The organism is Flexivirga sp., from assembly GCF_035551235.1.
Classification (GTDB): Bacteria; Actinomycetota; Actinomycetes; order Actinomycetales; family Dermatophilaceae; genus Flexivirga.
On sequence record NZ_DASZNO010000028.1, the window covers coordinates 123,518 to 134,836 of the forward strand.

Here is an 11,319-nt window from a genome sequence, read left to right on the forward strand (position 1 = left end):
CTCCTGAACCTAGGTTCCTCTGGTTGGCCGAAGGTTGGCTAGCGCCGAGCGGCCGCCAGGCGTCCACGCAGCAGCGGTGTCGCGCGGTGCGGCGCGGGTCCCAGCCGGCGCAGGCAGGTCTCGAGAACCTCCACGTCATACGGTGCGATCTCGCTGTAGCCGAGCACCGCATCGGGATCGGGGTCGGCGAGCAACGCCTCCCTCACGGCGACAGCGACGACCTCGGCCAGCTCCGACAACGCGGGCGAATCGGTGCCCGGCATCAGGTCACCCCCGTATGCCGCGACAGCCGCCAGCACCTGGCCCCTTCGGATCCGCTCCAGCACCTCGTCCACGTCGATCGTCACGGGCAACATCAGCCGGTAGGGACGGGACGAAATCGCACCGCCGAGCGTCGAACGCAGGTGTGAAACCTCGGCTTTCAGCGTCGACGCGCTCACTGCGGCATCGCCGTACAGGAGCGCGTGCAGGCGCTCGAGGGAAAGTCCCTCGGGGTGCAGGGCGAGCAGCGCGAGGATCTCGGTCTGCCGACGGTTGAGCAGCAACCGCTGGCCGTCGAGACGAGCCTCGGCCGCGCCCAGCAACGTCAGTGCCAGGCCGTGGTCGGAGCCGGGTATGCCGTGCCGCGGATGCTGCCGGGTGTCGGGCAGAGCGCTCTCGATCATCCACGCCATCATCCGCGCGGTCGCCAGACCGATCGGGTGCGCGCGGTCCCACGTCGTCGACAGGTCGATGACGCCCAGCCGCTCGCCGGTCACCGGGTCGTGGACCGGCGCGGCCCAGCAGACCCAGTTGTGCACGATCGGCGAAAAGTGTTCTGCCGAAAAGACGGTCGCCGGTGCATCGAGTCGCCCGGCAAGGTCCAGAGCGTTGGTGCCGACGCTCGCGTCATCCCAGCGCCCGCCGGCGACGAAGTTGACGGTCTCCGCCTTGCGGCGCATCACCCGGCCGCCATACGTCCACAGGATCCGGGTCCGGGTGTCCGTCACTGCGAGGACGAGATCGCCGTCCTCGGCGCTGCGCCGCAACTCCTGCTCGACCGTCGACACGGCTGCCTGCAACGGTGAGTCCTGCCAGAACGCAGCGGTGTCGTGCTCGTCCGCGAGCGGTGCGACGGACACGTCCAGTGCGGCGCCCTGCGCGGACCGTTGCCAGCTCGACAGGATCTCCGGGCGCACCCGGACGGCGTCGTCACCGTCGGTGACGAACGCGGTCCACGCGCGCACCGCGTCGAGACGACGGTCGCGCAGCGAACCGATGGACTGCTTCATGGGGTGACCTCCGGCGACGTGATCACCATCACACTATCCCGCGAGGGCCCCGAATCCGGTCTGTTCAGGTGTGGATTCGTCCGCTGAGCTCGCCCAGGCTGTCACCGCTGCCGCCCCACTGCCGGGCGATGATCTCCGCGGCGATGCTGATCGCCGTCTCCTCGGGCGTGCGGCCGCCGAGATCGAGCCCGAGCGGACTGGACAATCGCGCGAGTTCCTCTTCGCCCACACCGATTTCGCGCAACCGGGTGAGGCGGTCCTCGTGCGTCCGCCGCGAGCCCATCGCGCCGATGTAGGCGACCTCGGGCGCGCGGAGCGCTACTTCCAGCAGCGGCACGTCGAACTTCGGATCGTGCGTGAGTACGGCGATCACGGTGCGACCGTCGATCCGGCCGCCCTCGACCTCGCCGGTGAGGTAACGGTGCGGCCAGTCGACGATCACCTCGTCGGCGTCGGGGAACCGCGACGTGGTGGCGAAGACCGGCCGGGCATCGCACACCGTCACGCGGTAGCCGAGGAACGAACCGATCTTCGCGACGGCGGCGGCGAAGTCGATCGCACCGAAGACCAGCATCCGCGGCGGCGGAGCGAAGACGGACACGAAGACCCGCATCCCGTCCTCGAGCCGTTGTCCGTCGGGCCCGTAGGTCAACGTCGCACTGCGCCCGCTCGCCAACAAACCCTCGGCGTCGTCGGCCACCGCGGAGTCGGCACGGTCACTGCCGATCTGCCCGACCGCCGGCTGCCCGGGTCGGATCACCATCCGCCTGCCGAGCCAGGACGGGTCCGGGTGCTCGACCACCGTGGCGACCGCGACCGGTCGATCGTGCGCGATGTCCTCTGCGACCGCCGGAAGCTCGGGAAACGTTGTCTTGTCGACCTTTTCGACATACACATCTAGTATGCCGCCGCAGGTGAGGCCGACCGCGAAGGCATCGTCATCGGACACGCCATACCGTTGCAGCACCGGCTGCCCGGACTCCACGACCTCACCGGCCAACTCGTAGACGGCGCCCTCGACACAGCCGCCGGACACCGAGCCGACGGCCTCACCACCGGGTCCGACCAGCATCGAGGCACCCGGTGGTCGCGGAGCCGAACGGAACGTCGCCACGACCGTGCCGACGCCGACGGTCTCGCCCGCGTCGTACCACTCCATCAGTTCTTTGAGCACTTCACGCATCGCCGACCACCTCCAGGACCTGCTCGAACGAACGCAACGAGTGCCCGGCCACGAAGTCGTTGCAATGCGGCAAGGCCGCCACGATCCCCTGCTGCACGGGCTCGTAACCCTCCTTGCCGCGATGCGGGTTGACCCACACCACTCGGTGCGCCAGCCGGGCCAGTCGGGCCATCTGCTCGCCCAGCAGGTGCGCGTCGCCGCGCTCCCAGCCGTCACTGAAGACAACCACGACGGCGCCCCGCGCCATTCCCCGTGCACCCCACCGGGTCAGGAACGCCTCGAGCGCCTCCCCCAGCCGGGTGCCGCCGGCCCAGTCCGGGACCTCGTCCCCCGCACGCACCAGCGCCCGGTCCGGGTCCGCGACCCGCAGCGCCGTGGTGATCCGGGTCAGCCGGGTGCCGAGGGTGAAGACCTCGACGGCGCCACTGGTCCGGACGAGCGTGTGCGCGAGCCGCAACAAGGCATCGGCATACGGACGCATGCTCGCGGAGACGTCGACCAGCAGGACGACGCGGCGCGGTTGGGTGCCGCGCCGGCGGCGTTGGACCTGGCCCGGCTCCCCCATCAGCCGCAACGAACTGCGCAGCGTCCGTTGCAGATCGACCTCACCCCGGCGCCACGGCGTATGACGCGAGGAACGTCGCGTGGGCACCCGCGGCCGCAGGGCCCGGATCATCGCGTCCAGGACCGCCTTCTGAGCGCCGTCCATCGCGGCCACGTCCCGGTGTCGCAGGATCTCGGTCTCCGATGCCGCAGCGTGCACGACATCCGGCTGTCCCTCGCCGCCGGTGTCCTCCGGGTCGTCGCTGACCGGCAACGGTGCCGCGACCTCCTGCGGCCGCTCTCGCGGGATGGTGCGCGGCAGCTCGGACCGGTCACCGAACCAGGCCTCGAAGACCCGGTCGAACCGCTCGAGGTCGTCCGGACCGGAGCACAGGGTCGACCGGCCGGCGACATACACCGCCTCCGCATCGCCGAGTCCGACGATCGCGCTCGCCGTCAGGAAACTGGTCGCGCGGTCCTGTGTCACCCGTACCCCGGCGCCGCGCAACGCGCGCGTGAAGCCCAACAGGATGTGCTCCGGATCGTGGTTGATCGAAATATTCATCGAGCCAGCATCCGATCCAACACGTGCTTCACCCGGTCGGTGTCCTCGCGGTACTTCACCACCGCTCCGAGTGTGACCGCAGCCTGCTCGAGATCGAGCTCGGTGGCGCCGAGCCGCTGCAGCGCGCGCGCCCAGTCGAGGGTCTCGGCAACGCCTGGTGGCTTGAGGAGGTGCTCGTTGCGCAACTCCTGCACGATCTCAACCACTTGGCGGGCAAGAGTTTTCGGCACATCGGGTTCGCGGGAGCGCAGGATCGCGACCTCGCGTTCGAGGCCGGGGTGATCGATCCAGTGGTAGAGGCAGCGGCGCTTGAGCGCGTCGTGCAGTTCACGGGTGCGGTTGGAGGTCAGCACGACCGTGGGCGGCGTGGCCGCGGCCACGGTCCCGAGCTCGGGGATGCTGACGGCCCATGTCGACAACACCTCCAGCAGGAACGCCTCGAACTCGTCGTCGGCCCGGTCGACCTCGTCGATCAGCAGCACGGCGGGCGACTCCCGCAGGGCACGCAGCACCGGCCGCGCAAGCAGGAACCGCTCGTCGAAGAGCGACTTCTCGGCTTCGGCCGGATCGAGTGAGCCGTCCTTGGTCGCCGCTTCGAGCGTGCGCAGGTGCAGGATCTGCCGGGGGAAGTCCCAGTCGTAGAGCGCCTGGCTGGCGTCGATGCCCTCGTAACACTGCAGCCGGATCAGCGGCACGCCCTGGATGTGTGCGAGCGCCTCGGCCAGCGCGGTCTTGCCGGTGCCCGGCTCCCCTTCGAGGAGCAGCGGCCGCTGCATCCGATCGGCCAGGAACGTGACGGTCGCCAGTGCCGAATCGCTCAGGTAGCCGGTCTGTTCCAGCGCGTGCGCCACCGCACTCGGTGAATCCATGGCTCCAGGCTAATCATCGATTGGTTGGCGAGCGGTTGGCCCGGCCGTGCCGTCCGCCCGGTCGACGTCTCGGCCGGTGGCGAGATCACCACACTCGACCGGAACCGTCCCGTGCGTCCGTAGATAGTCCCGCGCACCGCGGTCACCGGTGGCGCCGCCCATCGCCCCAGCCCAGTGGTCGCGTCCCAACAGCACCGGGTGGCCCGGCACTGCGTCATACGTCGCACGCGCCAGGACGTCGCTGCGCTCCGGCTGCGCCAACATCCGTCGTATGACGTCGGCGCCGACGTCGGGCAGGTCGACCAGCGTGAGCAGGCATCGCGTCGCATCGGGCAGCACATCCGGTATGACGCTCAGGCCTGCCCGCAACGAGGCACCCATCCCGGTCTCCCAGTCCGGCGCGACGACGACGTGCACGTCGCGGTCCACGATCAGGGTGCGCGCCCGTTCCGCCTGCGCGCCGAGCACCACGACGACTTCGTCGCAACCGGTGAGGGTGTCGATCGCATGCTGCAACCAGCCGTCGACCAGCGCCTTCGGCCGTCCCATGCGCCGACCGGCGCCTGCGGCCAACACCACTCCAGCGGTCGTCATGGAAGCCAGTATCTCCGCACTAGGGTGACCGGGATATGCATCCACTCCAGAAGCTCCGCATCGACGGTTTCATCCTGGCCATCCTGGCCACTGTTGTCATCGCCAGTGTGTTCCCGGCGAGTTCGTCGTTCGCGCCGACACTCGACCACATCGTCACTGCTGCGATCGCGTTGCTCTTCTTCCTGTATGGCGCCCGGATGCATCCACAGGAGGCCATCCGCGGGCTGCAGCACTGGCGACTGCACCTGCTGATCCTGGCCTTCACCTTCGTCTGTTTCCCGATCGTCGGGATCGCGCTGCGCGTGCTGCAGCCCCATGTGCTCAGCAGCGACCTCTACACGGGAGTCCTCTATCTGACCCTGGTGCCGTCGACCGTCCAGTCCTCGATCGCGTTCACCTCGATCGCACGCGGGAACGTCGCAGGGGCGATCGTCAGCGCGTCGGCATCCAACCTGCTCGGCGTGCTGCTCACACCGCTGCTGGCGATCGCGATGACCAGCAGCGGGATCATCGGCGGCGGTGGCAGCATCTCGATCGACGGGCAGTCGATGGTCGACATCTGCCTGCAGATCCTCGCGCCGTTCATCATCGGCCAGCTCGCTCGGCCGCTGGTCGGCACCTGGGTCGAGGGGCACAAGGCGAAACTGAAGTATGTCGACCGCGGCTCGATCGTGCTCGTCGTCTATGCAGCGTTCAGCAAGGGTGTGCGCGACGGCATCTGGCATGCCGTCAGCCCCGGTCAGATCGGCATCCTGATCGTGCTGTCGATCCTGCTGGTGGTCGTCATGCTGTGGCTGACCTGGCAGGTGGCGGCGCGACTCGGCTTCGGGCGCGCCGACCGGATCACGGTGCAGTTCTGTGGCACCAAGAAGAGCCTGGCCAGCGGACTCCCCATGGCTGCAGTCCTTTTCGCCGGACACCACGTGAGCATCATCGTGCTGCCACTGATGGTCTTCCACCAGGTACAGCTGATGATGTGCTCCTGGCTGGCCGGCCGGTATGCCGCCGAGCCAGAGGACTCGAAGGTCGCCGCCTGAGCGCAGGGTCACCCGTCGCGGGACTCGATCGCCGCCGGCCGTCGCTGGGCAGCGGCGATGCGTGCGACGTCGAGCTTCGCGGACCGGTCGAAGAAGTAGATGCCGTTCTGTTCCTGGAAGACATCGGTGAGCTGCGTGTAGCAGTAGCCGAACATCAGCGGGTCGTCCAGCAGTGCGTCGACGAGCCCGGTGAATCGCTCATAGACCTCCTCCTCACTGCGCACGGCCTGACCGTAGCCCCACGACGCGTCTCCCTCCCGCGCGTTCGGATTCCACCAGATGCCGCCGAATTCGCTGCAGAAGTAGGGCTGTCCGCCATACGGCACGGACCACTGGCCGCCCTCGTTGCTGTATGGCGCCCCTTCGGCCAATGGCGCCATTAGTGCGGCGAACTTGGCCGGGTCCTGCTCATAGAGGTGGGAGTCGTAGATGTCGGTCTCGTCGACGCGGTGCGCGTAACCGGACGCGTCGATCACCGGGCGGGTGCGGTCGGCGAGTTTGGTTGCGAGGAACATCCCCCGGGTCACGTCATCCAGCGCGGTGATCCGGTCGTGCCGGTTCTGGTAGGTCTCGTTCAGCGGGCACCACCCGACGATGCTGGGGTGGCTGTAGTCGCGCTGCACCGCCTCGATCCACTGGGTGATGTATGCCGCGTCCGGGCGCTGGTTGTCCGCGGTGGCCGGCCCGGGCTCCCGGCAGCCCCAGTCGCCGAACTCGCCCCAGACCAGGTAGCCGAGCCGGTCGGCATGGAAGAGGAAGCGCTCCTCGAAGACCTTCTGGTGCAACCGGGCACCGTTGAAACCGGCCGCCATTGACAGCTCGATGTCCTCGATCAGCGCCTCGTCGGACGGTGCCGTCATCAGGCTGTCCGGGTAGTAGCCCTGATCGAGCACGAGCCGCTGGAAGACGGGTTCGCCGTTGAGCAGCACCGCCGGCCCATCGATGGCGACCGAGCGCAGTCCGGCATACGACTCCACATCGTCGACCGGCGTACCGTCGGCCGCGATCAGCTGCAGGCGCACGTCATACAGATGGGGGTCCTGCGGCGACCACAGCCTGCGCTGCGCTTCCGGCACGGTCAGGTCCAGCATGGTGGTGAAGTCGCTTCCGGCTGAGCGCTCCACCCGGTCCACCACCTCACCATCGGTGAGAAGCTCTGCGACGACACGCATTCCGGCGGTCCGTCCACGCATCGGCAGCTCGAGGTGGAACACGGAGGCGCCGACGTCCGGGGTGATCCGTGGTCGTTCGAACCGCGCCTTCGGCACCGGTTCCAGCCAGACCGTCTGCCAGATGCCCGTCGTGCGCCCGTAGTGCGCCGCCCACCCCGCGAAATCGCGCGTCTGCTTGCCGCGAGGTTGCGGGTCACGATGCGAATCCCGGCAGCGGATGGTGACCTGCCTTGGGACAGCGATGAATTCGTCCGCTGATCCGAGCTGCACGGTGAAGGAGGTGAAACCCCCGCGGTGCCGTCCGCGCTCGAATTGGTCCACCCACACGGTCGTGTCGTAGTCCGCGGCACCGACGTGCAGCAGCAGGTCCATGCCCCGCCAGTCCTCCGGCACCTGGATGTCCCGGCGGTACCAAACGGCCTCCAGGAAGTCGGTGTTGCCGATGCCGGAGAGCTCGGACTCGGGGGCGAAGGGAACGGTGATGCGGTCACGCAGAGCTGTGGTGAGCAGTCCCCGCTCGAGCCCGCTGTCGCCCTGGTCGATCTCGAATCCCCACTCCCCGTTCAGGTTTCGCCATTCTGACCGGCGGAATGACGGCCGTGGGTACTCCGGACGCGGGCAGGCCACCTGTGGTGCGTCGTCGGGTATCAACGGGATCCTTTCGAAAGCGGGTGGTCGGGCACACCGTCACCGGCCGTGCTGGCGCGTATGGCGATGCGGTGCGGGATCACGACGTGGTCGTGGGACGAGTCCTGTCCGGCGATCTGTGGGAGCAGCTGATCGAGTGCGGCACGCGCGACGGCGTGGCGGTCGACACTCACCGAGGTCAGACCCGGCACGGAGAACTGCGCGTCGCTCAGGTCGTCCCAGCCGATGACCGCGATGTCATCCGGCACCGAAACACCCTCGGCATGCAGCGCGTGCAGCACACCGAAGGCGAGCTCGTCGTTGAAGCAGAAGATCGCGTCCGGGCGGACCTTGGCCGCAAGCAGCTGATGGGCCGCCTTCGCCCCGTCGACCCGCCCGTAACCGCCGGGGGCCACGACCCAGTCCCGCCGAACGCTGAGTCCGGCCGAACGCATCGCCGCGCGATAGCCCTTGGTGCGCAGCGAGCCGGTTTCCCCGCCGAATCCGTGCTGATGGCCCACCACCGCAATCTGCTTGTGGCCCAACGAGATCAGGTAGTCGGTGGCATCCTGCGCGGCCTGCACGTTGTCCGTGCCGATCCAGGCCAGGTCGAAGGTCGCGCCGTGCTCACCGAGTGCCACCAGGGGCGCATCCGCGTGCCGGGCCAGGTCATCGCGCGTCATGCTCAGCGGGCTGACGATCGCGCCGTCCCAGAGTCCGTCCTCCAACCCCTGCCGCAGCGGGGACACCTCGCTGTCACGGCGTCCGTCGGTCTGGTCGATCACGACGGACAGGTCGTCCTGACGGGCCTCGGTCACGATGGCGTCGGCGAGCTCGGCGAAGTAGTGCTCCGCCAGCCGCGGTATCAGCAATCCGACGACACCGGTCCTGCCGGAACGCAGCCGCCGCGCGACCTTGTTGGGGCGGTAGCCCAATGCGTCGATCGATGCCTGCACGGTCGCGCGCGTGGCGGCCGCCACTTGGGGGAAGTCGTTGACGACATTGGAAACCGTGCGCACCGAAACCCCCGCATGCGCCGCTACATCCCGCAAAGTGACCGCCACGCGAGGAAAGTATCAGAATTCCTTGCATCGTTGCATGCAACGATGCAAGGATCCCTTCCGGCACAAGGAGGTGTTTGTATGGCGAATCCCCCAGCCGCGGGGCCGTTGCGTCGACCGTCATCACCCACGCGTCGTGCAGTGCTCGGAGCCGGTCTCGGCGCGGCAGCTGCAGGAATGTTGTCGGGTTGCGGATCACCAGTGGCCACAGGGCTTTTCGGCGTTGCTCCCCCGGCGAGCAAGCTGACCTTCTGGAACCTCTTCACCGGAGGCGACGGCGCCAACATGATCGCGATGGAGGACGTCTACGCCAAGCGCCATCCGAGCACCGACCTGAGCGCGACGGTGCTGGCCTGGGGCACGCCGTACTACACGAAGCTCGCGCTGGCGACGGCCGGCGGCGCTCCTCCGGACGTGGCGATCCTGCACCTGTCGCGCCTGCAGACCTTCGTCGACGCCGGCCTGGTCAGCGAATTCACCTCTGCTGAGCTGGAATCCGCCGGGATGCCGACGTCGAACTTCACTCCGGCCGCGATCAGGAAGGCGACCGTCGGCGGGAAGGTGCATGCCGTTCCGCTCGATACGCACCCGTTCGTGATGTTCTACAACGAGACCGTATGCCGCAAGGCGGGGCTGCTCGACACCCACGGCGCGCTCAAGCCGATCAACGGCCCGGCCGAACTGACCGCGGCATTACGCGCCGCCAAGAAGGTCACCGGTCACTACGGCGGCGTCGTCGCGATCACGAACGACCCGTCCACCAACCTGCGCTTCTTCGCCACGCTCTACTACCAGCTCGGTGGCACCTTCCTGGCCGACCACGGCACCAGGATCACCATCGATGACGACCTCGCGGTCAAGGCACTGACCTTCATGCGCAGCCTCACTAGGGCCGGCCTGATGCCCGGCTCGGTCGACCCGACCGGTGTCACCTCGCTCTTCTCCACCGGCAAGGCCGGGTTCCTCTTCGACGGCGAGTGGCAGATCCCGACCTACGAGGCGACCAAGCTGAAGTTCAGCGTTGCACCGGTCCCCCATCTCTACGGCCCGAAGCCCGCGTCGTATGCCGACAGCCACTCGTTCGTCATACCCCGCAACAGCGCAATGGACGCCGAACGGCGTTCGCACGCCTTGACGTTCATCAAGTCCATCCTCGGCAGCAGCCAGACCTGGGCCAAGGGCGGGCACATCCCGGCCTGGCTCCCGGTGCGGGACTCCGCACAGTTCAAGGCGATGAAGCCGCAGGCCGACTACGTTGCCGCAGCCGATGCGGCGCACTACGACCCACCGGGTTGGTACTCCGGCGCGGGCAGCGAGTTCGAGAACGTCGTGGGGGCGGCGATCGCCGGTTCACAGTCGGGCGCCACGTCACCGGCGGGTGCCGTCCGCGCGATGCGCGCCGGCCTGCAGCACTACGCCTCCGCCAAGCCACCGGTGGGATGAGGAGCGACATACATGGCCACCACAGTCATCGATGACGGAACGTTCACCACAACCAGACCGGCCACGCGGCCACGACGCGGCGGCCGCGACGAGAACCGGGCCGGCTGGCTGTTCAGCGCTCCGTTCATGGTGCTCTACCTGCTCTTCCTGATCGGCCCGGCGGTCTACGGCCTGGTCATGAGCTTCTTCAACACGACGTCGGTGAAGTCCGGCCTGGGCGAATCCGTCGGGTTGGAGAACTACCGGGACATCTTCACCAGCTCCGACTTCTGGTCGTCGATGGGTCACACGGTCTGGTTCACCGTGCTGACGACACCACCACTGGTGATCCTGGCCTTCCTCTTCGCGGTGCTCGCCGAGCGCGTTCGACGCGGAAAAGCGTTGGTGCGCTTCATCTTCTTCGCACCCTTCGTGCTGCCCGTGACGTCGGTGACGATGATCTTCACCTGGCTGTATGCCGGACAGGTCGGCCTGATTCCGCACTGGCTCGACGCCATCGGGCTGACCCCGCCGAACCTGCTGGGTGAGACCAAGTGGGCGTTCATCTCGGTGGCTGCCCTGACGGTCTGGTGGACGCTCGGCTTCAACTTCGTGCTCTTCCTCGCCGGACTGCAGGAGATCCCCACCGACGTCTACGAGGCTGCCGCGATCGACGGTTCGAGTCCGACGCGTACGTTGCGGTCGGTCACGCTCCCCTTGCTGCGTCCGACCATCGTCCTGGTCACCATGCTGCAGATCGTCGCGAGCCTGCAGGTCTTCAACCAGATGTACCTCATGACCAACGGCGGCCCGGGCACGTCCACCCGGCCGGTGATGGAATACATCTACGACATCGGATTCTCCGACTACCGCGCCGGATATGCGTCCGCGGCCACCATGGTCTATTTCGTGATCGTCGCGGTCGTGTCCGTCGTCTGGTTCGTACTCCGTCGCCAGTTCAGCAAGGCGGTTTGA

At 67.9% G+C, this 11,319-nt stretch carries 10 protein-coding genes; 3 read left to right on the top strand and 7 right to left on the bottom strand.

All coding sequences use genetic code 11. From position 1 onward, the window contains the following. Positions 1-38: 38 nt before the first annotated feature. The 5 genes from VG502_RS09440 to VG502_RS09460 form a co-directional block, all read right to left on the bottom strand. The gene (locus VG502_RS09440) at positions 39-1,271 is read right to left on the bottom strand and encodes a sigma-54-dependent transcriptional regulator family protein (protein ID WP_325549789.1); all 1,233 of its coding nucleotides are present in this window, start codon (positions 1,269-1,271) and stop codon (positions 39-41) included. A 64-nt stretch (positions 1,272-1,335) separates the two neighbouring features. Then, positions 1,336-2,454 (bottom strand): XdhC family protein, encoded by a 1,119-nt coding sequence (locus tag VG502_RS09445; protein ID WP_325549790.1) that lies wholly within the window; start codon positions 2,452-2,454, stop codon positions 1,336-1,338. Continuing rightward, a complete protein-coding gene (locus tag VG502_RS09450) occupies positions 2,447-3,562 on the bottom strand; it encodes a vWA domain-containing protein (RefSeq protein WP_325549791.1) in 1,116 nt (371 codons plus the stop codon). The genes VG502_RS09445 and VG502_RS09450 overlap by 8 nt, the downstream gene beginning before the upstream one ends. Beyond that, entirely contained in the window at positions 3,559-4,431 is an 873-nt protein-coding gene (locus tag VG502_RS09455; RefSeq protein WP_325549792.1) for an AAA family ATPase, read from the bottom strand. The genes VG502_RS09450 and VG502_RS09455 overlap by 4 nt, the downstream gene beginning before the upstream one ends. A 9-nt stretch (positions 4,432-4,440) precedes the next feature. Further along, a complete protein-coding gene (locus tag VG502_RS09460) occupies positions 4,441-5,025 on the bottom strand; it encodes a nucleotidyltransferase family protein (protein ID WP_325549793.1) in 585 nt (194 codons plus the stop codon). Between the two features lie 35 nt (positions 5,026-5,060). Here VG502_RS09460 and VG502_RS09465 point away from each other — a divergent pair, with 35 nt between their 5' ends. Beyond that, a complete protein-coding gene (locus VG502_RS09465) occupies positions 5,061-6,062 on the top strand; it encodes a bile acid:sodium symporter family protein (RefSeq protein ID WP_325549794.1) in 1,002 nt (333 codons plus the stop codon). Positions 6,063-6,070: 8 nt separating this feature from the next. Here VG502_RS09465 and VG502_RS09470 read toward each other — a convergent pair whose 3' ends face one another. Then, on the bottom strand, positions 6,071-7,885 hold the full coding sequence (locus tag VG502_RS09470) for a glycoside hydrolase family 2 protein (protein WP_325549795.1): 1,815 nt from the start codon (positions 7,883-7,885) through the stop codon (positions 6,071-6,073). Further along, complete coding sequence (locus VG502_RS09475; RefSeq protein ID WP_325549796.1) at positions 7,882-8,925, bottom strand: LacI family DNA-binding transcriptional regulator; 1,044 nt, start codon at positions 8,923-8,925, stop codon at positions 7,882-7,884. Before VG502_RS09475 ends, VG502_RS09470 begins: the two co-directional genes overlap by 4 nt. 78 nt (positions 8,926-9,003) lie before the next feature. Here VG502_RS09475 and VG502_RS09480 point away from each other — a divergent pair, with 78 nt between their 5' ends. Both VG502_RS09480 and VG502_RS09485 read left to right on the top strand, forming a co-directional pair. Next, on the top strand, positions 9,004-10,365 hold the full coding sequence (locus tag VG502_RS09480; RefSeq protein WP_325549797.1) for an extracellular solute-binding protein: 1,362 nt from the start codon (positions 9,004-9,006) through the stop codon (positions 10,363-10,365). Between the two features lie 12 nt (positions 10,366-10,377). Beyond that, positions 10,378-11,319 carry a carbohydrate ABC transporter permease gene (locus VG502_RS09485; protein ID WP_325549798.1) on the top strand — a complete coding sequence of 314 codons (942 nt, stop codon included), beginning with the start codon at positions 10,378-10,380 and terminating at the stop codon, positions 11,317-11,319.